This window comes from Advenella sp. S44 (genome assembly GCF_002810445.1).
Classification (GTDB): Bacteria; Pseudomonadota; Gammaproteobacteria; order Burkholderiales; family Burkholderiaceae_B; genus Advenella.
Genome location: NZ_NEXS01000003.1, coordinates 766,640 through 793,116, shown reverse-complemented (window position 1 = coordinate 793,116; position 26,477 = coordinate 766,640). Strand labels below are relative to the sequence as shown.

Genomic DNA, 26,477 nt, shown 5'->3' with positions numbered 1-26,477 from the left:
CTACGGAAAGTTGGCCGATCAATACCGCGTGATGGTGAAGGACATGGGGTGCACAGAGCCATTCTTCAAACAAAGACATGCCTTACGGCTGCTGCTCCAGTCGCGCTCGCAATTTTGCCCCGCGAATGTTGACTCGTACCCGGTCCTGCATCTGGTCATTGCCATCACGCGCTTCAATCACGTGACTGCCCGGTACGGGATACCATGCAAAGGGATTGGCATCACTCAAAAAACGACCATCGACGTACCAGCGTACCGTCGTCTGCGCCGTTCCTGCCGGCGTCGTGGCCAGTAACTGCAGGCGCTGGTTTGGCGCAGGGATGTCCGGGTCCAGCGCGATGATCGTACCGTCTGCGGGCGAGCTTATTACCATTCGGGCAGAGACCGGCGATGCAGCCGATGCTGCCAGCGCAACGCGTGACATCTCGGTGCCCGGCAGAAAATACTCGGTCCGCGCGGCTTCCAGATTATTTTCAAATGTGATATTTCTTTGTGTGAGGCCCGCTGGCTTGACCGCAGGCTGGCTGGCATGGCGCTGGTGCAGATAACGCATAATGTCGTGCCACGCCGGTCCCGCGCCGGTTACGCCACTGACTTGTCGCATGCTTGCGCCAGTACTGTTACCAACCCAGACGCCCACGGTGTATTGATCAGACCAGCCGACCGTCCAGTTGTCGCGCATGTCTTTGCTGGTGCCGGTTTTGACTGCAGTCCAGAACGGGGTGGACAAAGCGCTATCCAGACCAAAGGTGCGCGCCCGCGCCTGGCGATCCGATAAAATATCGCCGACCAGCCATGCCGCTTCCTCGCCCATGATACGGCTGGCAGGCGGTGCCGCGCCTACGCCCCAGTTCACTTGACTGTACATGCCGCCATTGGCGAGCGCACGGTACGCATTCGTGAGCGAAAGCAAGGTCACATCGGCGCTGCCCAGCGCCAGACTGTAACCGTAGTAATCGCCAGACTCCAATAGCGGCAGCCCAAGCTGTCGCAAGCGCTGGTGAAAGACGTCGGGGGTGACCATGACCAACAGACGCACGGCCGGGATATTCAAAGAGGACGCCAGGGCCGTACGTGCACTGACCCAGCCGCCGAACTGCTTGTCATAATTTTGCGGCACATATAGTCCGTTGCCGGTCGGAAGATTGACGGCACTGTCATCAATGAGGGAAGCGGCCGTAATGCGACGCTGTTCGAGCGCCTGGGCGTACAGGAACGGTTTCAGGGTTGAGCCGGCCTGGCGCATGGCGGCTACATTGTCCACGTATCGGGCGGTCGCCAGATCACCGGAAGACCCCACGTAGGCCAGAATACTGCCGGTGCGATTGTCCAGAACCACCGCAGCCGCATCATTGGCGTGAGTGTGTCGAATTTCATGGACCACACGACTAAGAATCGTCTGCACCTTACGCTGCAACGCGCCGTCAATCGTGGTATTGACGCGCTCTTGCTGCGGCAGCTTTAGTGTCAGCCGGCGCCGTGCAAAATGGGACGCAGAAAAAGGATCGTCCTGCAGCACGCTGGTGGTATGGTTCAGATGGTACTGGGCAATACCGGCAAGATGATCGCAATATTGCGCCTGCGATTGAGCTTTCAGAATGCCGCAAGCTCGCCGTGAAATAACGGCTGGCGACGCATTGGGCGAACGCAGCATGGCAGCAAGTATGGCAGCTTCACGACTATCCAGACCGACAGGGTGCTTGCCGAAAAGGCTGCGGGCTGCAGCGGTAATACCCGATAGCTCGCCGCGCCAGGGCACGAGGTTCAGATAGGTTTCAAGAATCTGCGGTTTAGTCCAGTGCAGCTCCATGGCCAGGGCGCGAACCATTTGTTGCGTCTTTTGAGCAAGTGTACGCCGGCCGGCACGCCCATCGCTGGTGTGCAGCATGCCTGCCAGTTGCATGGTAAGCGTAGAGCTGCCGCGCACGGAGTTTCGCGTGATGCGATCGCGCACTGCGCCGCCCAATGCCAGCACATCAACGCCAGGATGGCTATAGAAACGCCGATCTTCGGATTGCAACACGGCGCTTGTGAGCGCCGGTGAAATGTCAGCCAGCGGTGTCCAGTTATCACGCCTGTCGCGGTAGTCGTGCCGCACCCGTTCCAGCACGGCGCCATCCCGGTCAAGCAAGGTGATATAGGATGAGCGGTAAGTCGCGCGCACCTGATCATAGGTGGGCACAGGCAGGCCGACAATGTAAATGCCCGTGCCGATCAAAATGAGCAGCATCGCCACCAGGCACAGGCCAGCCAGCCGGATTGCCCGGCGTGGCCGATGTGTGTTTTTGCCGACATCCTGCAAGGTCATGGCGTGGCTGCGTTATTCACATCCGCGTTTGCATCCGGCCCTGGCGCCGCTGCGGACTGTGGTGCAGCAGTTGGTGCCGATTCATTGTTGGCGTCAACAATGGTAAACCGGGCCGTGTTGGGCAACTCCCCATAGACCTGTGGTGCATACATGGCTTCGATGCGTGTGGCCGGCAGGCTATAGCTGCCTGGCGTATTGAGCCGCACGGTGTACTCGAGCGTAGTCTTGCCAGCAGGCAGCCATGCATAGTAGGCACGGTAGAGTTCACTTTTTCTTTCGACAAAACTTGGCAACTTGCCATTTTCATCCTGCTCTTCACTCTCTGTGGCCACCGCCGAATCCCGGCCAAGCCCGCCGCCCAGGATAGTTGCTCCGGCCGGCACCGGATCGCTCAGGACTACCCAGTTCATGGCGGCTTTTGCTGTCATCTCCAGTCTGATACGATAAATATCGCCTACGGACCATTTCCCGTTTTGCGCCTGTGATACAGGCGTAATGCTGCGGCTCAGCGTATAGCCTGCATACACGGGCTTGTCGACCGGCACTGCGGCCTGGGCAGCCACGGACGCCCAGACGCGGCCCGTGCCCTGCAAGGAGAGCGACAATTGCCGGGCGTCACTGTTTTTCCAGGGCGCCAGGATTTTTTGCGTCGGCAGCAGCCCTTCCCACTGCTGATCGTCTGCGACTGCGTCATTTCCGGCGGCTTTCAGCGACATGGACAGCGTGCCCTTGACAGGCGTTTTTTCAAACGAAGCGCTAAAGGCGCGAACCGCCAGCGTGCCCCACACATTGGCTGTCGTCGTAGACCAGGCGCCGCGCTGCTGCTGGCCCAGCAAGCCGGTCAGCAACAGCGGAATATCCTTTTCCCAGGCCTTGTTGTCCATGACCGTCACCAGCAGCTTGGCCGTCACACTGGCCCGATTGCTCATCATCCACCACGGATAGGCATTGTCGTCATCTGCCAGAACCAGGCTGGTTCCCTGGCGACTCATGCGCGAGAGCAACGCAGAACGCAGCGAAGCCAGAATTTTGGCCTGATCCGGCATTGTCTTGACGCGCGATACGATACTGAGCCAGTCTACCAGCGCAGCCGTACTCATGCGTTCCCGATCAAACTCAATCGTGGACATCAGGCGCGGCGTGACCAGACCAGCTCTGGCCAGCGACTCCAGTACCATCAGCCTGCGTTCCCCATTATCCTGTTTAGGCTGCCATGCGGTGGAGCGGATTTTCCCTGTGACATAGGACATTAGCCCTTCCAGCATTTTTTCACGATACGCATCGGGAATCGTATATGGCTGGCCGCCGCGACTGGCTTCGTGAGAAACCGCGAGCAGGTGCGCGGTAAGCACTTCATCGCCGGCAAGCCCTGGAAAGTATGCCACCAGTCCATGGTCATCCATGTAGACGGGCAACCGGTTCATCAATGCCGACCAGCGCTGCGGGTTGTCGATGCCGATAGCGATCGATGACAATTGTTCCAGGCAGGTGAACTGATAGTCGGTGAACCAGCGGCGCACCGGCTCCAGCCCATTTGCCAGCGAAGTGGACAGTTGCACCTGTACGCCACCTAGCGGCAGGCCGTCAGTGCCTTTGATTGCGCCCGCCGGCGGCTGCACGGGCAGCCCCTGTATAGGTTCCTTTGCCCGCACCGATTGCAGCGTTGCCTGTCGCACGGTTACCGGCACGGTCGGAATCAGCAATTGAGACACCTCGACACTATCGGCCGCGATGCGATCTGTGGCGACAGCGTCAGAAGATACGTTCTGCTCCCTTGCATCGAAGCGCCATTTGAGTGTTTGCGATTCGGTACCTGGCGCCAGCTTGCGCATGTCCATGTCCCAGCTCACCCTGATTGATGACTGTGCCGCAATCGTTACGGTCTGTCGCTTCAGGGACATTGGCGCAAGCGACTGACCGCTGACGCTTGCGCCTGCCTCTACAGTCATGGCGCGATCTGTCGCATTGCGCAGCGTCATTGCTGCGGTGTAATGATCATCACTACGGGCAACCAGCGGCAGACCAGAAATAGCCTGCAGATCCTGCGTTGTCACGAACTGGGCGCTGCCCTGGCCGAACCGGTCTGCACCCAGTTCGGCAATGGCCGCCAGTCGAAAACCGGAGATTGCATCGTTCAGGCGCAACGGCACAGCGGCCTGACCCTGCTCATCCAGCAAAATATCGGGTTTCCACAATACCAGGCTGTCGAGCAACTCGCGGGTCGGCGCGCCACCATGGCCGCCACCACCACCGGGCGGCAGGGCCTTGCGGCCATAGTGCCGCCGGCCTACAACTTCCATTTGCGCCGTCGCGGTTTCCACGCCGTAAGCGCGTTCGCCCATCATGGCTTTGACAATATCCCAACTCTCATTGGGTGCCAGCTCCAGCAAGGCCTCGTCGACCACGGCCAGGGCAACACTGGCATGGGCGGCCGGGCGGCCATCGGGCAAGGTTGCCCGAATAGTTGCCGTGGCCTGGTCGCGGACCTGATAGCGCGGCTTGTCTGTTGTGACAGTAACCTTCATCGCATTGTTATCACTGCGCACGCGAATTCCCGTCAGGCCGTAGCGATAGGCTGGCTTGGCCAGGTCAATCAATGCCGTAGGCGAAGCCGCCACCGGCTCTCCCCAGCTTAAGTCGGGATTCTGTGCCGAGTCGCGGATTCGACCGCGCAAGGCCAGCACCGAAACATAGACGTTTGGCCCCCATTCTGGCTTGATCTGAACGCTAAAGGAGGGATTCGTGCCCGACAGTGCAACCTGCCGCGTTTCCAGTATGCCTTCGCGCTCAATGGCAACCAGCGCGTTGGCCTGCCGAAACGGCATGCGAACCTGGAACTGCGCCGTCTCGCCCGGCTGATATTCCTTCTTGTCGGAAATAATATCGATGCGATCGTTATTCTCGCCCGAGAACCACATTTCACCGGCGCCGACCACATAGACACTGGATTCTGCCTGCGCCTGGCGCCCTTGCGGATCGCTTACCTGCGCAACCAGACTGATGCGTCCCTGCTCTTTCAGTTTTATATCGCAAGCTAGTTTGCCGTCTGCATCACTGGTTCCAGTGCAAACGGTTCCCAGGTCCTTGGCGACGCGATGCGTATCGTAGCTGTAAAAACCACCTACCAGGCGCTTGCGCACAGTCTGATAGGTATAGCTGACCGCACGCACGGTGACCGGCGCCGTGGTGACCGGCTTGCCCTGGGTATCGAGCACAACGACGGAAATGCCGGCCGCCTTTTCCTGTTGCACGAGGTAGCCACTGCGGATTCCTGCCACATAGGCGGCAGGCCAGACGGGAACCGTCCGACTGATGGTTTGCACTTGCCCGTTGGGATCCATGAAGCTGCCTTCAAACGTGAGATTTCGCGGTAAGTCCGAAACCGGCAGCGCGTCCAGCGCCAGTGTGCCGTGACCCTGGCTGTCCAGCGTGATTTTCTGTTTATTCACGATGATGCGACTGGCGTCATTACTTTCTGTCGCGGCTTCTTGTTCCGCATTCTCATTGGCTGCGTCTACAGGCTGCGGCGGATCAAAGGAATAATCGTCATAGTCGCGGAAGGAAATCTTGCGGTTGCGTGACAGCGCGGAGATATCGACCGGCAATTTGCTCGCTGCACCGCCCGACAGATATTGCATTTGCATATCCACACGCAAGGCCTGCGGCGCGATCAACGGCCCCTGGCCGCCGGCCGCATCATTAACCGAAAGCTGTCCGGACAGCAAAGGCAGCTTGAAGTCTTCAACACGAAACTGAACCGTTTCATAGTATTTGTCGTCTGGGTCAAGCACCACTCGGTACTGACCGCGCTTGATGTCCTGCGGGATCTTCCACTCTGATGTGCTGGATACACTGCCACCGGGCGTCTGCTTCCATTCCAGGGGAAACGTGTACTTGTCTTCGCCGCCAACCAATTCTATGCTTGCTTCTGTTGGCAGCGTGTCAGTTGCAGGCAATGCAAACCCGTCGCGCGTCAGCGTGCGCAACAGATGCTTCATCGACACCGTTTCTCCGGCGCGAAACAGGCTGCGGTCCATGACGGTATGCGCGCGTACGGTGGGCTGCGCGGAGCTGTCGGTTGGCACATTAAAGCGCCACGATTCGATTCCCTGATCCCACGAGGTAAAGGCAAATGAATAATCACCCACACCGGCCGCTTGCGGGTGGTCGGCACCAATACGTGCAGAGACAAAAAGGCCGGACAACTCCGTAGAAGCACAATAGTCTTCACCCTTGACCGCCTTGCGGTAATGCCAGATACCGTCGCTGCCTGTTTGGCCGCTCACCAGTTTTTTGCCTGAGCAGTCCAGCACATTGACCTGTGCGTGCGCTACCGGTTTGGCATCGTCCAGCGTTGTCACCCATACCAGCAAATCGTCCCGGCCCTTTTTGACATGCACGGCCATATTGGTAACCAATACAGAGCTGCGCACGTACATGGGTTTTTTATTTGCCAGCAACGCCTGTCCAAGCCGGGCAGAACTGGCTTCCAGCACATGAAAGCCCGGCTTGTGCAACGGCACGCCGAGCACTTCGAAATCGCGACGTTCACCGCCAGACGGTGAAGCAGGCAGTGTAATGGTTGCTGCGTCCGGGTTTTCGGAGAGCATGGAAACGGAACGCGTGTCTATGTAGGCCGGTTTTTTTTCCGTGGGGGTGTCTGCCCGATCATTCATGACATTGCGGATATTTGCTGCCGTCATGGACGTTTCGTCCAGGCGGCGCACCCGCGCAAAGGCCTTGAGTACATCGGCATCGTCCTGGGGAACATAGTCACGAATTGTGCCAGGTGAAAGCGCCCGGTCCTTGACGGCCAGTTGCTTCTCTATATACCTGACCGTAAGCGGCACCAGCCACGGTGCCTTGCCCTGGACAGAGTCGGCGTTGCGCTCGATAATCCCGAAGGACGAAGAAGCAAACTTGAGCATGGGTGAATAGGAAGCCATGCGGATCTTCATCGGAAACTGTTCCGCATTGCTCAGCGCCCGCCCAGAGTCGTCCTGCAGGCCTGCCGGCACATTGAGCGTGAGTGTTTCGTTTTCGGCAAAAGGACCCGGGAACTTCACGCTGCTTACCGTAGCGTCGTTTTCAGTGATCTCTGGCGAATACTGTTTTCCGTTAGCAGCAACAAGTGTGATGGATTTTATTGCAGCGGTATCGACCGATTCACTAAGCGTGAGATATACCGGCCTGGCTGGCGAACAATGCGCATTCTGGTTCTCACGTGCGCACGAAAACCCGGCGGAAAAATTCTTGCGCACGTCGAACTCGAACTGATAGGGCTTGCTCATGGATACGCCGCCCTGGCTGCTTACGGCTTGCCCGATGACGAGTCTGCCTTTTGCAGCGGCCGGCAAGCGACGCGCGCACTGAACAAAGGCAATATTGTCTGCCTCATCTGCCAGATAGGGCCGAGCCTGGCTGATAATGACCTGCTTGTCCTGCTCGGACAGCACTTTGACGGGGATCTGTTCGCCTAACCCCTGCACGACGCAGCTGGCATGTTCTTGCAGGCTGGCTGCCTTCACCGGCAAATTAAACCTGACCGTGAAAGCCTGGTCTTCGCTGACCCGGCCCGATGGACTGACAGATTCGACCGCCAGCCTGCCAGTATCAAACCGGTATTGTTTTTTTCCCTGAATCGGCTTGCCGACGGTATCGCGAAAAGACGCATCAGGGGTAATCGTGCATTGCACACCTGCTGGCAGTGTTTTTTCGAATTCGTATGACCAGTGCGCACCATCGGACCATTTGCCGTGCCCTTTGATCTGGCTGTCTGTACACTGGACTGTTACTGGGGGCGGTAAATCGTTGCGGCCCAACGGAATGACGTTGGTGCTGAACACAATATCGATAGCCGAGACCTTGCTTTGCGTGCCCGAAGGCGACACCGATGTAATATCGGCGGCGCCAGCAGTGGCAAAGATTCCCCACAGGGCCAGTGCAGCCCCAGCAACAAATATACGTTTCATAGTTACTGCCTTCAGAAAAGAAACTCTGGGCCACCAGCCAAACCGGCGGCTCGCTGAAATCATAACAGAAGTGGGTCTGATTCAGCTATCTGCCGAAAATACGTAGCGTGGCCCAAAGTGCCACAATGTATAAAAAAAGCCACCGACTGTGTCGATGGCCAGGGCTGCAGGTTCGTTGCGTTGCCGATGTCAAACTGCGACGTGCGCAAGTCGACCTGACGCCGATTTATGTCTTATTGCGCTGCTCCAGAATCTGAATGGCAGGCAACACCTTGCCTTCAAGAAATTCCAGGAACGCGCCGCCACCGGTAGAGATATAGCCTACCTGCTCGGTGATGCCGAACTTGGAGATAGCGGCCAGTGTATCGCCCCCCCCGGCAATGGAAAAGCCGTCAGATGCGGCAATGGCTTCGGCGACCTTGCGGGTGCCATTGGCAAAGGCGTCGAATTCGAACACACCCACAGGGCCGTTCCATACGATCGTACCGGCGTTTTTCAAAATGTCGGCCAGTTCAGCAGCGGTATTTTCTCCGATATCGAAAATCATGTCGTCATCAGCCACCTCATCGGCCGATTTGACCTCGCCTTTTGCCTGCGCTGAAAACTCCTTGCCGCAGACAACGTCTGTTGGAATGGGCACGCCGGCGCCACGCTTGGCCATCATATCGATTACCACCTTGGCCTGATCGATCTGATCGGGCTCGGACAGCGATTTGCCGATTTTCTTGCCACTGGCAAGCATAAAGGTATTGGCGATACCGCCACCCACAACCAATTGGTCTACCTTTTCAGCCAGCGATTGCAGGATAGACAGCTTGGTCGAGACTTTGGAGCCGCCCACAATGGCCACCAGCGGACGCTTTGGATTTTGCAACGCTTTGCCCAGGGCCTCCAGTTCGGCTTGCATCAGAGGACCTGCGCAGGCAATGGGTGCAAATTGGGCAATGCCATGCGTAGTCGCTTCAGCGCGGTGAGCGGTGCCAAAGGCGTCGTTGGCATAGACATCGCATAGCGCTGCCAGTTTGCGGGCCAACGCTTCATCGTTTTTTTTCTCGCCTTGATTGACACGGCAGTTTTCCAGCAATACCACCTGCCCAGGTGCTACGCTGACGCCGTCGACCCAGTCCTGGACCAATTGCACGGGCTTGCCCAACAGTTCGCTCAGGCGCTTGGCTACCGGAGCAAGCGAGTCCTGGGCCGTCAATGTGCCCTCTGTCGGGCGGCCCAGATGCGATGTCACCATGACGGCAGCGCCTGCTTCCAGCGCCATCTGGATGGCCGGCACGGACGCGCGGATACGGGTGTCTTCAGTGATGCTGCCATCGTCGGCCAGTGGCACGTTCAGATCGGAACGGATGAAAACACGTTTGTCTTTGAGCTGGCCATTCTTTGCCAGGGCGGAAAGCGTTTGTACATTCGCCATATTGTCACTCCTTGGTGTTATTGTGAAAAACGGCACTGCCCGCCGAAGCGCGCAATGCCGTTTGCAATGTCTTTGACAGACACCAACCGATTACTTGGCAGACATCAGGGCTACCGTGGTATCGAGCATACGATTGGAGAAACCCCACTCGTTGTCGTACCAGGACGCCACTTTGACCAGTTTTCCAGATACTTTGGTTTGAGTAGCATCAAATGTGCTGGATGCGGGATTGTGATTGAAGTCTACTGATACCAGCGGAGCTTCGTTGTAATCCAGGATACCTTTGAGCGAGCCTTCCGACGCTTTTTTCAGAATGGCGTTCACCTCTTCAACCGTCGTATCGCGTTTGGAAACGAAAGACAGATCGACAAGAGATACGTTGATCGTCGGAACGCGGACCGAATAGCCATCCAGCTTACCGTTCAGTTCGGGCAGAACCAGGCCAACAGCAGCAGCCGCACCGGTTTTGGTGGGGATCATGCTCATGGTGGCTGAACGGGCGCGACGCAGGTCTTCGTGATAGACGTCAGTCAACACCTGGTCATTGGTGTAGGCGTGAATGGTCGTCATCAGGCCGTTTTCCACACCCAGCGCTTCATGCAACGGCTGCACCAGCGGAACCAGGCAGTTGGTGGTGCATGAGGCATTGGAAATGACGGTGTCGCTTGCCTTGAGTACTTGGTGGTTGACACCGTAAACAATGGTGGCGTCCACGTCTTTGCCGCCCGGAGCGGAAATAATGACCTTCTTGGCGCCGCCCTTGAGATGCGCGCTGGCTTTCTCCTTGGAGGTGAAAAAGCCGGTACACTCCAGGACGACGTCAACTTTGAGTTCGCCCCAAGGCAGTTCTGCCGGATTGCGATTGGCAAGTACGCGAATTTTGTCGCCATTGACAACCATGTAATCACCATCGACGTCGACAGTACCAGGGAAGCGGCCATGCGCAGTGTCATACTGAGTCAGGTGGGCATTGGTCTTGGGATCGCCCAGATCATTGATCGCGACGATTTCAATATCATGCTTTTTGCCACCTTCATAGTGAGCGCGCAGTACATTACGGCCGATGCGGCCGTAGCCGTTAATTGCAACACGAATGGTCATTACATTCTCTCCTGTTTTATAAAACCTGTTTAACCCTGTTCGCCACGTTCTCCGCGGTAAACCCGAAATGCTTGAACAGTACACCGGCCGGGGCCGATTCACCGTAGGTATCCAGGCCAACGGCAACGCCGTTGCGGCCTATGTATTTATACCAGCCTGACGTGACGCCCGCCTCAATGGAGACAGCAGGCAAGTTCGGCGGAATCACATTGTCGCGCCACTCGGCGCTCTGGCGATCAAATACCGAAGTACTAGGCATGGATACGACACGCACGGCGATATTTTCTTTCGCAAGCAATGTCTGGGCCTCAAGCGCCAGTCCGACTTCAGAACCGGTAGCAATAATAACGGCTTGTGCGTCCGGTGCGTCTCGCAAAACGTAACCACCTTTTTCTATTTGTTCGATGGTGTCACTATCGCGCTCGACAAAGGGCAGGTTCTGCCGAGACAAGAGCAAGGCGCTGGGGCCGCCCTGTTCTACTTTCATGCCGACACTGACAGGACGAGATACCGCGCACTTCCAAGCAATGGCGGTTTCAGTGGTATCGCAAGGACGCCATACGTCCAGGTTCGGAATCAGCCGCAGGCTGGCTGCGTGCTCGACCGATTGATGCGTGGGACCATCTTCGCCCAGGCCAATGGAGTCGTGCGTGAAAACATGGACAACACGCTGCTTCATGAGCGCAGCCATACGGATGGCATTGCGTGAGTAATCAGAAAAAGTGAGGAACGTGCCGCCAAAAGGCAGATAGCCGCCATGCAGGGCGATGCCATTCATTATGGCCGCCATGCCGAATTCGCGCACGCCATAATTGATGTGACGACCGAACTGTAAATGCCCGTCTGTGCCGCGGCGCACAGCACCGGCGCTTTTCCAGTCGGTAAATACCGAGCCGGTCAGGTCTGCCGAGCCACCCAACATCTCGGGCAGTATCTCGGCCAACGCGGTGATCGCAAACTGCGACGCCTTGCGAGACGCGACGGTTTCAGCCTTGCCGGTGGTTTGCTGCACAAAGGCCGTCAATTTCTCGGCGAAGTCGGCAGGCATCTGGCCGTTCATGCGGCGTGTAAATTCCTGTGCTTCCTGTGGATAGTCTATGCTGTAGAGCGCAAATTGCTTTTTCCAGTCGCGCTGTGCCTGCTCGCCACGCTCGCGCTGATTCCAGCCCGCATATACGTCTTCGGAAATTTCGAATGGCGGCAGCGTCCAGCCAATCGCCTCGCGCGTAGCCGCGATTTCTGCCGCGCCAAGCGGTGCGCCATGAACCTTATCGCTACCTTGCAAATTAGGTGCGCCTTTGCCAATGGTAGTCTTGCATATAATAATTGTCGGGCCGGAGGAACCGCGCTGCGCCTGCTGTTTGGCCTTGGCGATGGCATGATCGACTGCGACCACATCGTGACCATCAACGCCACGAATCACATTCCAGCCGTAACCTTCGAAGCGTTTACCGGTATCGTCCGCAAACCAGGGCTCGACCTTGCCGTCGATGGAGATACCATTATCGTCATACAGAACAATGAGCTTGGACAGCTTCAGCGTGCCGGCCAGCGAGCATACCTCGTGAGAGATGCCTTCCATGAGACAGCCATCGCCTACAAAAGCATAGGTGTAGTGGTCGACAATTTTATGTTCAGGTTTGTTAAATTCGGCAGCCAGCAGTTCTTCTGCCAGCGCAAAACCCACGGCATTGGACAGCCCCTGCCCCAACGGGCCGGTGGTCGTTTCTACGCCTGCGGTGATACCCACCTCGGGGTGTCCCGGTGTCTTGGAATGCAATTGGCGGAACTGACGCAGCTCGTTTAGCGGCAAGTCATAGCCTGTCAGATGCAGCAACGCGTAAAGCAGCATGGAACCATGCCCGTTGGACAGGATAAAACGGTCCCGATCAGGCCAGGCCGGATCTGCAGGATTGTGGCGCAGGTGACGCGTCCACAGGGCTTCGGCAATCTCGGCCATCCCCATTGGAGCACCAGGATGACCGGAGTTGGCCTGCTGCACGGCGTCCATGGATAGCGCGCGGATGGCATTAGATAGGTGAAAATTCGATGTTGCAGCCGTGGTGGTCATGCGGATCCTGTAGAAATCACGGTTTAGTTACGATTAACCAGCGATTTTAACACTCCACGTTTTGTCCGTGCCGCTCTCACTAAATAAAGTAAAATTTAGCCATGCACACCCGAGCCCGCCCCATGCACACCCGCCCTCGCTTCTATTGTCCGATACCGCTATGCGCGCACACACGCGTTGCCCTGCCCCATGCCGCTGCACATCATGCTTCGCGCGCCCTGCGGCTGCGCGAAGGCGATGAAATCGTTCTTTTCAATGGCAACGGCATGCAGTTTCCGGCCCAGTTACGCTTCGAACAGGGCCAAGCCATGGCGGACCTGGGCCAGCCAGAACACACGGGTACCGAATTGCCGGGTCGGATCGGCCTGGTACAGGGGCTGCCGTCCGGAGACAAGATGGACTGGATCATCGAAAAAGCGGCCGAATTAGGTGTTTCCGATGTCTTTCCGATCAGCGCAGCGCGCAGCATTGTGCGATTGTCCGGCAGCAGGCTGGAAAAACGCCAGTTACACTGGCAGCGCATTGCCGAATCGGCCAGCGAACAATCGGGGCGCAACTGTATTGTGCAGGTGCATCCCCTGCAAACATTAAACGCGTATCTAAATCAAGCTAGCGGGGTTTCTGGATATCTTTGTCATCCGGACGGCGATCGCTCGCTATTGCAGGCCCTGGCCGCATTTTCGTCGAAAGCGGCGACCGTGCCATCAAATACGGCGACCGTAAACGCAGAGCCGACGCCGAGCCTTGCCTTTCGACTAATGATCGGGCCCGAAGGCGGATGGTCTGAACAGGAAATTGCCCAAGCCCAGGCGACCGGCATCGAAGCCGTCACATTTGGCGCGCGAATTTTGAGAACCGAAACTGCCGGCCTTGCCATGACGGCTGCAGCCATTGCCGCTCTGGGCTGGCTGTAAACCCGCAAATCGCATCGGCCGTGCGCCGCGAACGTTTCGCAACCAGGCAAGAGCCGCGTTATTTGATCAATCACATTTGCTTAGCGTCACGGCTTGTGGCTGGCATCAATCGCTTTCGCTTAGCGTCGGGCTTGCGGCCGACCTCAGTCACTTTGTGCGTAAGGTCGCGGCGCGCGCCCCGGTTCGGGCGCATCGTGCTTGCCTGCATGTTCTACCATATAGGAAAAGACTCGGCCGTTATCATCGCCATATTCGACGGTATCATTGAGCACCCCCTTGAGTGCGTCGATATGCTCAAGCAGTGAATCGTCTTCCGAGTGCAGGCGGCGTAATGCGAGCACCATCCCGCTTTTTTGCTCCAGCAGCGTCTCGCCCAGACAGTCTAACAGCGCGTCCATATTGCTGCCGAAAAACATCGGGTAGTCTACCGCCTTGGCAATCGCGCGCAGCACGGCTGAGCAACTGCGCGCCTTGTCGCAATCGGCTTCAAAATAGGCCAGGCCTGCTTTTTCAGCATGTGATTTGAGCTCGTCAAGACCGAGCGTTTTTTGTTTTATGGCGCCACCCTTTTCCAGGACAGCTTTCAGTGGGGTACCGGTTTTTTTATTCATTGACCTCTCCATAAAAAAACGCTTTGATTTCTTCCTGACGTGCCATCACGTCATTAAAGGCCAGTTCGATAAGTTCGCCGGTAAACGCCGACTCAAATAACAGGAACGAGGCGAGCAAGCCACCCGACTCTTTTCCGGGTCGTCCGGATACGCCTAAAACGCGTAAAAAGGCCCGAACCGACTTAGGCATGAAATTTAAATGCTTCAGGGCGATTTCGTCAATAGATTTACTGGGTGTTATCGTTAAAACATCGATTTTTTTCACACCTGTGTTTAACTGTACACCAGGTGGTACAGATTCGAGCAACGTATTGATACGACTGATGCGTTCCAGGTCAATGGATAAACCGTCTATAAAGATGTCAGACAAGGCGTGACCGCCAATTTGAGCGAGCGTCGGATATTGGTCGCTCTGGGTGACCACCTCTTCTTCTACCGGCGCATCACCATGAGCGCTGGCGCTGATGACCAGCACCCGGTCTGCGCCCAGATGAATGGCCGGGCTGATGGGCGCCAGCTGCCGCATAGAACCGTCACCACACCACTCCCATTTGTCTTCAATGGGCAGGTGGGCCGCCGGGAACACGAAGGGGATGGCGCTGGAGGCCATGAGGTGGTCCAGCGTGATCGGTTCTGCAATCGCATACCGACGACGCCCCTTCCAGGCATCCAGCGGATCGCTGCACTGGTAGAACGTCAGATGATTACCGCTGGTATAGCTGGACGCGGTAATGGCCAGTCCGCGCAGATCGCCCGTCTGCAGATTGCGCTGCAGATTGGGAAAATCAATACTGCCGCACAATAGCCGGGCCAGTGGACGATTATCCAGCAAGGACTTGGGTGCATTATCACGCAGACCTTGCAAGGCCCAGCCAAACGTGAGCATGCCCAGCCAGCGCATGCCATTGCCGAACACCCCCACCGGGTCGGAACGATACACATTGCCGGTATGCAGGTTGCCCCATATTTTATCGAGGCGTTTTATCGCTGCGTGCGGATGCGCTGCCCGGCAGGCGTAGGCAGTGGCGTTGATCGCGCCGGCGGACGACCCGCAAACGATTGGAAAGGGGTTTTTAAACTGTGCGCCCTTGTGGGGATCCAAAATAGCCATGATCGCCCGCAGCGCCCCAACCTGGTATGCCGCGCGTGCCCCACCGCCGGTCAGAACCAGGGCGGTCTGGGGCCCGGACGCCGCATCAACGGTGGCCGACAGCGAGGGTTTATTGACTGACGATTGCCCTTGTTCCACACTCATGACGGCCTTAATGATAGGTATTGGGATTGACCACAGATAAACACCGCCCTATACACAATTGAGCGTGCCACAATTGAGCGTGCGGCGGAGCCGGCGGCCCGGAAATGGGCCGGCGCGTTCACTGCCTGGACGCCCTGTTTCATGATAAGCAGAGGACTGGACGCGAAAAGTTTGATCCATTCTGTTTCCTGAGAAGGTTGGCGTTTTCGGGGTACGGGTAAGCGCAGACGCGCACCATGGCATGTTGCTAGCTGCCTGTTAGCTATCATACGAAAATTCACTCGCGATTGCATCCGGTAAATCAGGCAGGGGTTTATACTCTAAGGTCATCACCGCTGCCGAATTCACTGCCCGCCTCTGGGCTGGTCATCACTCTGCAATGGCAGGCAGCAATTCGTCCAGATAAATAAACAAGCCTGCCGGATCAAACAATGCCTTGATGCTGCCTTCCAGATGGTGGTGCACGCCGGCAACGAAACCGGAATCGGCGTCATCAAGAGCGACATCGCTCACGATCAAATTACGCGGCATGCGCCGAATCACCAGTTCCTGGCACCAGATGAGCGTGCCGCCGTGGCCCAGGAACAGCTGCGCCAGGTTGATGTCGCCGAGCCGAGGTTTGAGCGCATCCAGCCTGTAGGCCAGCGGCCATCGCTGCATAGTCAGGCAACGCGCAATATCGGCGTCGGACAATTGCTCGAACAACGCCGGAACCAGTTGTTGCAACGCAGGCAGGCGCAGCGGCGATTCGTCGTTGAGGCCAAACCCGCCGAGCACGGCCGTCTGGCCATCGGCAAACAGAGCATGCACTCGCTCCAGGCCTGAACTGGCGGTGCAGCCAGGCCTGCGATCGTGCCATTGCGGCATGGCCAGCCATTGGGCCAGCGTCAGTTCAGGCGGAACGTGTGAAAACTGTGCATAGCCCTGCTCTTGCATATGGGCCACGCGAGTTGCCGGCAACGCCAGGCAGGCGTGCTCGCCCAGCGCCTCGGTACCGGCCAGCTGCGACCCCATGCCGACGATCAGGCTGGAACGCCCGATTATGGTATGTGGAGTTGCAGTCCCTTCCAGCACCATTGCCACATCGTACTCCTGGCACAATTGCCGCAATGAGGGCAAATCACCCAGATCCTGCAGCACGATGCGCGCCGAGTCATATCCATTGATTTGCTGCTCGTCCAAAAGCGACGTTTCCAGTGCACGTTGCACCCGGCGGCAGAATGCAGGCCACGGACCTTCCTGAGGACGTTTACTAAGGGTAAGAAAGCGACGACGATTCACATGCATGATCAATTGCAAAAGCCTTTGTGGCAACAGCGGCAATACAGTCCGATGACGGGCAGGATAGCGTGTGGGTAAGCGTTTACCGTTACAATGGGCGCTCATCACACAAATTCATTTCCTTTCTATTTTACCTTGCGCAGTTTCATCATGACCCGTTTTGCCCACCGAATTGACCAGGCCCTCACTTTTCACGCAATCGAGGTCACCAAGGCCGCCCAGCAACTGCGTGAACAGGGCCGGGATATTATCAGCCTTGGTATTGGCGAACCCGATTTTACTGCTCCCTGCATGGTGGTCGACACACTGACCCGAGCAGCACAGGCAGGCTTGAGCGGCTACAGTCCGGCACTGGGCATTATGCCACTGCGCAGCGCCATTGCTGATTATTACCAGAGTCATTGGGGCACGCAAGTTGACCCGGAACGCATCATCATTACCGCCGGTGCTTCCGGCGCGTTGTCGCTTACCTGCATGACGCTGCTCAATCCTGGCGACGAGATACTCATGCCGGACCCGGCCTATCCGGCCAATTCCAATTTCATCTTGTGCTCCGGTGCGACGCCGCGGCTCGTGCCCTGCACGGCGCAGGAACGTTTTCAACTGTCGGCCGATAAAATTGCCGACCACTGGACCGACAAAACACGCGGGGTGCTGATCGCCTCACCCAGCAATCCGACCGGTACCTCTATCGAACGCGAAGAACTTGTCCGGATTATCCAGACCGTCAAAGAGCGCGGCGGCGTGGTCCTGATGGACGAAATTTATCTTGGCCTTTGCTATGACGATGCACCCAGGTCTGCGCTCTCGCTGGATCCAGACATTGTTGTACTCAACAGTTTTTCCAAGTACTTCAATATGACCGGCTGGCGATTGGGCTGGATGGTTGTGCCGCATGCCATGGTGGGGCCCGTCGAGAAACTGGCCGCCAGCCTGAATATCTGCCCGCCAACGCTTGCACAGCACGCGGCAATTTCGTGTTTTACCGAAGAAGCGCTGGCGATCTACGAGCATCGGCGTCTGGCGTTCATGGAGCGCCGCGATTTTCTGTTGCCAGAATTTGAGAAGCTGGGGATCCACGTACCGGTCAAGCCAGATGGCGCCTTTTATATTTATGCCGATATCAGCCAGCACGACATGAGTAGCGATCAGTTTGCGCACAAACTGTTGCATGAAGCGGGCATTGCCGTGGTTCCGGGCCTGGATTTCGGACCGGCCCATGCCAGCAAAATGATTCGGGTCTCGTACGCTACTGCCCTGGATAGGTTGCGCGAAGCAATCGAACGTCTACACAAAATCCTGTAGAAAACATGCCAGCTTTAGCCGGCGCTTGTTCCATGTGTGCCAACGCCGGGGGCTAATCCAGACATACCATACCATTGCCGGCGCATGATCCTATCCACCGCCGGTGTCCGCACCGTGCATGCCACTGCAGGCGGATTCCTCCACGCCAACGCCGGCAGGTTCGACCTGCCACGCGGTTGCCTGCACCTGCCTACTGGTATTGGCCGAGATTACGTCCCAGCGCAATGCCCGATTCGAGCGCAATCCGGCGACGCTCGGCCTGAACCTTGTCAGCATAACCGCCATCATTGGGGCCGATCGCCCCCACGTAGCAGCCCAGCCCCCGGTCCACGGAACCACGACGCGCGATGCAATCATGAAGAATTCTGGCCCCGACCTGAATATTGGATACGGGATTGAGCGCCGACAGCGTTCCGCCGCTAAATACCAGGAATTTATCGGCGTGAACCTTGGGCATTACCTGCATCAGCCCTTGTGCGCCTACATGACTTTCTGCAAACGGGTTGTAGCGCGATTCGATCGCAATGACGCCCAGTACCAGAATCGGGTCCAAATCCTGTTTCTTGGCAACCGAATAGACAACCCGGATCAGTGCGCCGGTCACGTTGCGCGCGATGCTAAATTTACGGGCAATATACTCGCGCAATGCCAGCGCCTGCCCGTTGCTTAACCCAGGGACCGTGAACTGGCTGTCGGATATTCCGAGATTGGCAAAAAAGCCCTCGTCGGTATAGTCGTGCTCTCTGGTGAGCGCCGTATCGCGCTGCTCCTGCGCAGACGCTGTCGGTGACGGTACCTCTGGGCCCGGGTGCGCGTGCGGCGCATTGAAAATGGTCAGCAGATCCCTGTCGGACATAACTGAACTGTCGGGCATCAGCGCATTGAGCGAAGCCTGGTGAATCACACGGATCTGGTCACGTATGGCAGGCAGCAGCGCCGCTGCCAGCACGGCCACAAGGACGGCGATCCCCAAATAAGAGACCATCAGATGGACGATATCGAGCGCGGTCCGATAAACGAACTTGAAGTATCGCGAAGCTACAGGATTGATCGTCGCTGGATTCATGGATGACAAGGACTGGATCGCCGGCTGCGCGTTCCGTAGATATTTTCGGGAATTTACTATACCCCAGTTTTGGCTGGGCTGCATCCTCGCCCGCCTTTCTCCTATAATGCACTATCTGACTCATCAATAGGCTGTCTATCGTGAAATATACGGATCTGCGGGATTTTCTGAAGCAACTCGAAAAGCGAGGGAATCTCAAATCCATTCAAATGCCGGTACGAACCCGCTTGGAAATGACCGAAATCAGTGACCGTGTGCTACGGGCGGGCGGCCCGGCGCTGAAGTTTGAACAGCCGCTACACTTGGAACGCACATCAGATATCCCGGTGCTCACCAACCTTTTCGGCACGCCTGAGCGGGTCGCCTGGGGAATGGGCGCCGAGTCGGTCAGCGCACTGCGCGATACCGGTACGCTACTGGCCAGTCTGCGCGAGCCTGAAGCGCCTAAGGGAATTCGCGAAGCGATCGGCACCGTCTCCATGCTCAAATCTGCGCTCTGGGACATGGCTCCGAAAATGCAACGCCACGCAGCGTGCCAGGAAATTGTGTGGGAAAAAGATGAAGTGGATTTGTCACGCCTACCTATCCAGCTATGCTGGCCCGGGGATATCGCTCCGCTCATCACCTGGGGTCTGGTCGTGACGCGCGGGCCCAAGGCCAGGCGTCAGAATTTGGGAATTTACCGGCAGCAGGTTATCGGCCGAAACAAGGTCATCATGCGCTGGCTATCCCACCGCGGCGGCGCGCTGGATTTTCGTGATCACGCGCTTGCTCATCCTGACCAGCCGTTTCCGATTTCCGTGGCCCTGGGCGCCGATCCGGCCACCATACTGGGCGCCGTCACGCCGGTGCCCGATAGCCTGTCCGAATATCAGTTTGCCGGACTACTGCGCGGCTCGCGCACCGAACTGGTCAAATCCATAGGCAGCGAGCTTTCCGTCCCGGCCTCTGCAGAGATTGTTCTGGAAGGACATATTTTGCCGGCCAGCCATCCCGATGCCGTCGCACCCGACGTGCCTGCGGGTGTTACCACCCCGCGCGGCAACGGTTTTGAAATGGCGCTCGAAGGCCCATACGGCGACCACACCGGATATTACAACGAACAGGACTGGTTCCCGGTGTTCACGATCGACCGCATTACGATGCGCAACAAACCCATATACCATAGCACCTACACCGGCAAACCACCCGATGAGCCTGCCGTACTGGGCGTAGCGCTCAATGAAGTGTTCGTGCCGCTGTTGCAAAAGCAGTTACCTGAAATTGTTGATTTTTACCTGCCGCCCGAAGGCTGTAGTTACCGCCTGGCTGTCGTTTCGATTCGCAAGCAATATGCCGGTCACGCCAAACGCGTTATGTTTGGTGTCTGGAGCATCCTGCGCCAATTTATGTACACGAAATTTATTGTCGTGGTCGATGATGACGTTAATACCCGCGACTGGAAGGAAGTGGTGTGGGCGATGACAACGCGCATGGACCCGGTGCGCGATACGGTGCTGGTAGAAAATACCCCGATAGATTATCTGGATTTTGCCTCGCCCGAATCCGGGTTGGGTGGAAAAATGGGCATGGACGCCACCAATAAATGGCCGGGCGAGACCCACCGCGAGTGGGGCACACCCATTGCCATGGATTCCCAAGTCAAGCTCAGGGTTGACGATTTATGGAAGGACCTGGATCTTGATACCTAGTTCAGGGTCGACTGATGGTCGATGGGTCCTGGTCCTGATAGGTAAATGAACCGTGGTCTACCGGAATATCGTGTTCCGAGTAGCTGCGCTGCGTCTGTCGGCGGGCGCGTTGCGCATCCTGTTTGCTGCGGAACTTGTTATAGACAAACCACGATGTGGCTGCCAGCGCCAACGGCTTGATCAGCGCAGAACGGGACTTGGCAACGCGCAGCAAAAAGCGCGCGACAGACAGGCTGATCAGCGGATTTTTCTCGATCAGAGCAAAAATGCTGCTGCGCTTGCGCGTCATGCCCATCAGCGTCTCGCTGCCCGCATCCAATAGCGCCGTTTTTATGGCTTCGGGCGAAACCGAATGACCCAGCGCGTGCACATCCTGTCGTAATTGCTCGCGTTCGGCCAGGATTCTGGCGGCCAGCAATGTCTTGCGCAGGGGTTTCTTGAGTGCTGGCTCATTCATTGCCGTCTCCTTTTTTAGCCACGGGCTGTGCGCTACGAGAACGACCGCGCAATGCATCTGCATCATCGCGCAAGGCATCTATCGTTGCAGAAAAAGGAGTGACTGCCAGCCCGAGATGTTTTTTCATCAACAGCAGACATCCGAGCCCGACGAGCGCATACACCACCACCAGGACCGCCAGGGCGATGTAACGATATTCCGTATTCCAGAAAAACAGTCCCACCAGTATCGCCACCACAGTCAGGGCAAGATGCAGAAATAGCAGGCCGATGGCACCGAACAAAAGGACCGACAACAGCCGGCCCTTTTCTTCAGACAATTCCAGCGACAGCAGCTCAAGGCGCGTCTTGAGCAGCGCCGTAAAACCACCGGCGACCGCGCTCAGATTTTGTTTGACTGACATAGTCGGTCCGCGCTACTTGCGACCGATGATGACACCCAACAAAACGCCTGCAAGTGCAGCAAATCCCACCGTACGCCATGGGTTGTCGTGCACATATTCGTCTGTGATCTGCGCAGCCTGTTTGCCCTGCTCAACAGCGCGTTCCTGCACATCTTTGAACGAGCCGGTAGCCTTGTTCAAGGCACTCACTGCACGGTCACGCAACTCGCTGGCTTTGTCGCCCCCGACTTCGGAGGCTTCTTTAAGCATTTCTTCTGCTTCGGCAATACTGGCTCGCAGATTTTTCAAAAGCTGATCTTGAGATTGTTCGAGACTTGTTTTACTAGCCATGTGACTCTCCTGCAATGATTATCTGAAATGGCCGGCTTGGCGGAATACCCGCAAGTCCGGATCCTACTTTTTAATATTATTCCTTTCTTGATAATTTCAAGTTCATCATAGCGCATTCCACGGTTTTAGCCACTGGACTTTTAAAAATGTTTTCATTTGCACAGGTCCTTACATCTTCGTTGCCTGGCACAAAAAGCGCGGGCTCCTTTTTTCTACCTTTAAATACAATAACTTACGTTTCTTCGCGTCGTAATTGACCTGCAATGTCTTGCAAAATTTCGTAGCCTAATCTTTCTGTCTGGTGCCAAAAATGCGATCGCCAGCGTCGCCAAGTCCGGGAATAATGTAGCCATCTTGATTCAGCCGTTCATCAATGGACGCCGTATAGATCTTCACATCGGGATGCGCCGCCAGAACCCGTTCTATGCCTTCGGGTGCCGCTACCAGCACCAGCGCCTTGATTTCTTTGCAACCGGCCTGTTTCAGCATAGAAATGGTCGCTTGCATCGACCCGCCAGTCGCCAGCATCGGATCAATTATCAGCGCCAGTCGCTGGTCCAGATCGCCAACCAGTTTTTGCAGATAAGTGCCCGCTTCCAGCGTCTCTTCATTACGGGCGATCCCTACCGCGCTGACCTTGGCGCCCGGGATAAGCGATAACACTCCGTCCAGCATGCCGATACCGGCGCGCAAAATTGGCACAACCGTCACTTTTTTGCCGGCGATTTTTTTAACCGTCACATCACCGCACCAGCCGTGGATAACGGTATCTTCCAGTGGAAAATCCTTGGAGGCTTCGTAAGTGAGCAATGCGGCAATTTCCTGTGCCAGTTCCCGAAAACTCTTGGTGCTCAGATCGGCGCGTCGCATGATGCCCAGCTTGTGCTGGATCAGCGGATGGCTGATTTCGTGAACGGACATGTTTTTTTCTCCGAAAAATTATTGTGCAATAAGCCACTGGATAAGGGCGTCAACAAAAGGTTTGGTTTTCAGGGCTGCCACGTCATTGACCAGGCTGACAAGAATGTAGGTCTTGCCGTTAGCAGCGGTGACATAACCTGACAGGGCGCTGGCGTTGCCCAGTGTGCCGGTCTTGAAGTGCCCGCGGCCTTTTGCCGTCCGATCCGTCAGGCGGCGACGCATAGTACCATCGACACCCGTGACTGACAATGAATCGATGAATGCATCCCGCAACGGCGATGCCCAGATGGCTTCGAGCATCTGCGCCTGCCCGCCAGCGGTGATACGCCCCTCGCGGGACAGCCCTGAACCGTTCATAACGGTATACGCGCCAATATTAACACCTTGTTTCCTGAGCGTATCCAGAACTGCCTGGCTACCCTTTTCAAATGTGGCAGGCGCGCCATACAGCTCCTGGCCAAGAGTCAGTAGCAGCGTTTTGGCCATGACATTATTGCTGTATTTATTGATCGTCTGTATAACCTGATCTAATGGTGGTGAGCTTCGGGTCTGTAGCAGAACGGCGCGCTCGGGTACCAGACCGTCACGTATCACGCCCGAAATCGTGCCGCCTTCGGCCGTCCACAAGCGTTCAAAAATAGTGGAAAAGACATAAGACTGTGGTCCGATCAGCCGATATATGGAAAATTGACCGCATGCGGCAGACAGGTCACCCTTCAGTTGCAGGGCGCGCCCGCTTTCGGTCTGCACGGTGCCCGTCAGTTCCGAGCCTGTACGTGATTTGATGCAGGCACCGGAGGTCAGTCCCAAGTGACCGGCGATTGGTGGGTTCAGTATATCGGGCTCAAATGAAACGGCCCAGTTTCCCGCGTCCCGATCCGGCTTGAAATTGAGCATGATGGCGCCAAGATTGACCATCATGGCATCCGGATTGGCGTTATAGGGACGCTCGGGGGAGCCGTCAAAATCGCCGGGGTCGGTAAAAATAGGAGCAAACAAAGAACGATCCACGATGACATCCGATAGATGTCGCAGCCCTTTTTCCTGAATGGCGCGGATCATCTGCCGCAGGTCATGGTAATTGAGCGCCGGATCTCCCCCTCCCTTGATATATAGCGGCGTGCGCATGGCCTGGGATACGTCAAAGCGCGCCCTGCGGTCAATATACACTTGGGTCTTCCACGTATACTGGCTGCCAAGCCGGTTCAGCGCCGCCCAGGTGGTGAGCATTTTCATGACCGAGGCGGGATTGCGCGGCGTTGTCGGATTGATCGCTAGCACAACCGGACCGCCAGCCTCTTTGATCAGCAGCGATAACGACGACAGCGGTACGCCTGTTTTGTCCCAGCGCGCTTGTATTCTCTCTGGCAGATGATCAGCCGACTTGATGGAGGCAATGGGAAAACCGTAGATATTTAACAGGTCCCCGGCGTCTGCCTGGCTCTGAGCTGCGGCTGCGGCTCCCAGACCGGTGTTCCCTTTTTTGACACCCAGCCCGCCCTTGGGAGTGGTGGGCATGATTTTTACATCCAATGCGCCTGGTCGGTTAAATTCGAATTCGTCGCCGGGTGCAACAAGAATCGTGGCGGTCTTGCGTTTCGTGGACGCCTTGCCTTTTTTGCCCGACGTGATCTTCTTTTTTGTCTGAGGCTTGCCTGACGTGCCGCTTTCACGCGCATGAGCCGGCAGCGCTAATGTCAGACTGACAATCACCAGACAGACCAACACAGACAGTCGGATAGCGGAAGATCGGACCCCGTTGAAAATTGTCATGCGCATCCATTACAAGGAGCAATCGCCTGGCATATCGGCGCGATGCAAATTCTGCGCAACGCGGTCAGGATAGAATACCGCATCGAACGAGGAAGAGGATACGCCTCCGAACAGGAAAGAGAATGCTTTTTTGAACCACAAAGGATATACCTTTTTGAACAACCCAGAGAATACCGCTTCGAAATAGAAAAGGAATATCGCTTCGAACAAGACATGGAATGCCCTTTCGAGGGAGAAAAAGAAGACCGCTTTGAAGAAGAACGCCGGCGGCGGTTCATGATGGTCTGACGCTCCTGTTGCTGTTCCGAAGAAAAAACACTTTATAATGCTTAATTACGACAGTCGGGTTAAAACCGGGCGAAATTGTCCGCCAACCTGCTTAATATCACAACAAGCCGACACGCAGGCGCCTCACGCGCGTGAGTGCTTCGAACACCTCGCCTTCCACTTCCTTTATTCATGCTGCCCATAGACCCCTCGCTAAGCATTGCCGACTTCGACTACGAACTTCCTGAAGACCTGATTGCCCAGACTCCCCCTGCCACCAGGACTGAAAGTCGGCTGTTACTGCTGCAGGACGATGGCGGACTGCAGGATCTGAACTTTGCCACCCTGCCCGATCTGTTGCTGCCGGGCGATCTGCTGGTCTTTAATGACACCAAGGTCATCAAGGCACGACTATACGGCCAAAAGGACAGTGGCGGACGGATCGAAGCGTTGATTGAACGCATTCTTGAGCCGACCCGCGCCCTGGCGCATGTTCGAGCCAGCAAATCGCCGCGCCCGGGCACCACGCTGATTTTTGATGGCGACATCGTGTGCACCGTAGCGGCAAGGCATGACGATTTGTTCGAACTGCATTTCGAAACCGATATTCTGCCCGCGCTGGACAAACACGGCAACCTCCCGTTGCCTCCCTATATCAAGCACAGCGCAGACCAGCAGGACGAAGCCCGTTACCAAACTGTGTACGCGCGCCACCCGGGTGCAGTTGCCGCCCCCACTGCCGGCCTGCACTTTGATGCGCCGCTGCTGCAGCGACTGCAGGACAAAGGCATAGACACGGCCTGGGTGACCTTGCATGTAGGCGCCGGCACCTTCCAGCCGGTGCGGGTGGATAAAATTTCCGACCATATTATGCACGCAGAGTGGTATACCGTGCCGGAAAAAACTGTTAGCGCCATCGCCGCGGCCCGCAAGCGAGGCGCGCGGATCATCGCGGTAGGTACCACCAGCGTGCGTGCGCTTGAATCGGCCGCGCAGCAAGGCGGGACGCTGGACGCGTTGCGTTGCCCTATCGCCCACAGTGCCGATACGCGCCTGTTCATTACGCCAGGCTACACGTTTCGCGTCGTTGACGGCCTGATCACCAATTTCCACCTGCCCCAGTCAACATTGCTGATGCTGGTCTCTGCCCTGACCGGTCGCGAACGCATGCAACTGGCCTATCGCCACGCCATCGAAAAACGCTACCGGTTCTTCAGTTACGGAGACGCCATGTTTATTGCGCCGCGCCACAACCCTTAACTGTCAGACCCGGATCAGGGCATTTACAACACCGACCCGGGCGCAAGGGAACGAATCGGACCGCTTTC

General features: G+C 56.7%; 19 protein-coding genes. 5 read left to right on the top strand and 14 right to left on the bottom strand.

Annotation, left to right across the window (positions count from 1 at the left end; translation table 11 throughout):
• Nucleotides 1–82: 82 nt before the first annotated feature.
• The 5 genes from pbpC to tkt form a co-directional block, all read right to left on the bottom strand.
• Nucleotides 83–2,308 (bottom strand): penicillin-binding protein 1C, encoded by a 2,226-nt coding sequence (pbpC, locus tag CAP48_RS07705; RefSeq protein WP_242444360.1) that lies wholly within the window; start codon nucleotides 2,306–2,308, stop codon nucleotides 83–85.
• Nucleotides 2,305–8,280, bottom strand: coding sequence for an alpha-2-macroglobulin (locus tag CAP48_RS07700; RefSeq protein ID WP_161495218.1), 5,976 nt, complete (start codon nucleotides 8,278–8,280; stop codon nucleotides 2,305–2,307). Before CAP48_RS07700 ends, pbpC begins: the two co-directional genes overlap by 4 nt.
• A gap of 226 nt (nucleotides 8,281–8,506) precedes the next feature.
• Nucleotides 8,507–9,703, bottom strand: a complete 1,197-nt coding sequence (locus CAP48_RS07695; RefSeq protein ID WP_100695403.1) for a phosphoglycerate kinase — start codon at nucleotides 9,701–9,703, stop codon at nucleotides 8,507–8,509.
• A 90-nt stretch (nucleotides 9,704–9,793) separates the two neighbouring features.
• Nucleotides 9,794–10,804: a type I glyceraldehyde-3-phosphate dehydrogenase gene (gap, locus tag CAP48_RS07690; RefSeq protein ID WP_100695402.1), complete on the bottom strand. Its 1,011-nt coding sequence runs from the start codon at nucleotides 10,802–10,804 to the stop codon at nucleotides 9,794–9,796.
• A gap of 16 nt (nucleotides 10,805–10,820) precedes the next feature.
• Nucleotides 10,821–12,875 carry a transketolase gene (gene tkt / locus CAP48_RS07685; protein ID WP_100695401.1) on the bottom strand — a complete coding sequence of 685 codons (2,055 nt, stop codon included), beginning with the start codon at nucleotides 12,873–12,875 and terminating at the stop codon, nucleotides 10,821–10,823.
• 122 nt (nucleotides 12,876–12,997) lie between these two features.
• Here tkt and CAP48_RS07680 point away from each other — a divergent pair, with 122 nt between their 5' ends.
• A complete protein-coding gene (locus CAP48_RS07680) occupies nucleotides 12,998–13,789 on the top strand; it encodes a 16S rRNA (uracil(1498)-N(3))-methyltransferase (protein ID WP_100695400.1) in 792 nt (263 codons plus the stop codon).
• A 143-nt stretch (nucleotides 13,790–13,932) separates the two neighbouring features.
• Here the strand turns inward: CAP48_RS07680 and CAP48_RS07675 are convergent, their stop codons facing one another.
• From CAP48_RS07675 to CAP48_RS07665, 3 genes are all read right to left on the bottom strand, one after another.
• Nucleotides 13,933–14,400 carry a barstar family protein gene (locus tag CAP48_RS07675; RefSeq protein ID WP_100695399.1) on the bottom strand — a complete coding sequence of 156 codons (468 nt, stop codon included), beginning with the start codon at nucleotides 14,398–14,400 and terminating at the stop codon, nucleotides 13,933–13,935.
• Nucleotides 14,393–15,655, bottom strand: coding sequence for a patatin-like phospholipase family protein (locus tag CAP48_RS07670; protein WP_100695398.1), 1,263 nt, complete (start codon nucleotides 15,653–15,655; stop codon nucleotides 14,393–14,395). Before CAP48_RS07670 ends, CAP48_RS07675 begins: the two co-directional genes overlap by 8 nt.
• Before the next feature lie 369 nt (nucleotides 15,656–16,024).
• Nucleotides 16,025–17,041 (bottom strand): hypothetical protein, encoded by a 1,017-nt coding sequence (locus CAP48_RS07665; RefSeq protein ID WP_100695397.1) that lies wholly within the window; start codon nucleotides 17,039–17,041, stop codon nucleotides 16,025–16,027.
• A gap of 45 nt (nucleotides 17,042–17,086) precedes the next feature.
• Between CAP48_RS07665 and CAP48_RS07660 the strand changes: the two genes are divergently transcribed.
• Nucleotides 17,087–18,241, top strand: a complete 1,155-nt coding sequence (locus tag CAP48_RS07660; RefSeq protein WP_100696703.1) for a pyridoxal phosphate-dependent aminotransferase — start codon at nucleotides 17,087–17,089, stop codon at nucleotides 18,239–18,241.
• 190 nt (nucleotides 18,242–18,431) lie between these two features.
• On the opposite strand, the gene CAP48_RS07655 is transcribed toward CAP48_RS07660, so the two are convergent.
• Entirely contained in the window at nucleotides 18,432–19,307 is an 876-nt protein-coding gene (locus tag CAP48_RS07655; protein ID WP_161495217.1) for a lytic transglycosylase domain-containing protein, read from the bottom strand.
• Nucleotides 19,308–19,447: 140 nt separating this feature from the next.
• Between CAP48_RS07655 and ubiD the strand changes: the two genes are divergently transcribed.
• On the top strand, nucleotides 19,448–20,998 hold the full coding sequence (gene ubiD, locus CAP48_RS07650) for a 4-hydroxy-3-polyprenylbenzoate decarboxylase (protein ID WP_100695395.1): 1,551 nt from the start codon (nucleotides 19,448–19,450) through the stop codon (nucleotides 20,996–20,998).
• Nucleotide 20,999: 1 nt separating this feature from the next.
• Here the strand turns inward: ubiD and CAP48_RS07645 are convergent, their stop codons facing one another.
• From CAP48_RS07645 to dacB, 5 genes are all read right to left on the bottom strand, one after another.
• The gene (locus CAP48_RS07645) at nucleotides 21,000–21,455 is read right to left on the bottom strand and encodes a hypothetical protein (protein WP_100695394.1); all 456 of its coding nucleotides are present in this window, start codon (nucleotides 21,453–21,455) and stop codon (nucleotides 21,000–21,002) included.
• Nucleotides 21,448–21,858, bottom strand: coding sequence for a phage holin family protein (locus CAP48_RS07640; protein ID WP_100695393.1), 411 nt, complete (start codon nucleotides 21,856–21,858; stop codon nucleotides 21,448–21,450). The genes CAP48_RS07645 and CAP48_RS07640 overlap by 8 nt, the downstream gene beginning before the upstream one ends.
• 12 nt (nucleotides 21,859–21,870) lie before the next feature.
• Nucleotides 21,871–22,188 (bottom strand): YqjD family protein, encoded by a 318-nt coding sequence (locus CAP48_RS07635; protein WP_100695392.1) that lies wholly within the window; start codon nucleotides 22,186–22,188, stop codon nucleotides 21,871–21,873.
• A 285-nt stretch (nucleotides 22,189–22,473) separates the two neighbouring features.
• The gene (upp, locus tag CAP48_RS07630; RefSeq protein WP_100695391.1) at nucleotides 22,474–23,109 is read right to left on the bottom strand and encodes a uracil phosphoribosyltransferase; all 636 of its coding nucleotides are present in this window, start codon (nucleotides 23,107–23,109) and stop codon (nucleotides 22,474–22,476) included.
• 18 nt (nucleotides 23,110–23,127) lie between these two features.
• The gene (gene dacB / locus CAP48_RS07625; RefSeq protein ID WP_161495216.1) at nucleotides 23,128–24,882 is read right to left on the bottom strand and encodes a D-alanyl-D-alanine carboxypeptidase/D-alanyl-D-alanine-endopeptidase; all 1,755 of its coding nucleotides are present in this window, start codon (nucleotides 24,880–24,882) and stop codon (nucleotides 23,128–23,130) included.
• A 42-nt stretch (nucleotides 24,883–24,924) separates the two neighbouring features.
• Between dacB and CAP48_RS07620 the strand changes: the two genes are divergently transcribed.
• Entirely contained in the window at nucleotides 24,925–25,170 is a 246-nt protein-coding gene (locus CAP48_RS07620) for a hypothetical protein (protein WP_100695389.1), read from the top strand.
• A 171-nt stretch (nucleotides 25,171–25,341) separates the two neighbouring features.
• On the top strand, nucleotides 25,342–26,409 hold the full coding sequence (gene queA / locus CAP48_RS07615) for a tRNA preQ1(34) S-adenosylmethionine ribosyltransferase-isomerase QueA (protein WP_100695388.1): 1,068 nt from the start codon (nucleotides 25,342–25,344) through the stop codon (nucleotides 26,407–26,409).
• Nucleotides 26,410–26,477: the final 68 nt, after the last annotated feature.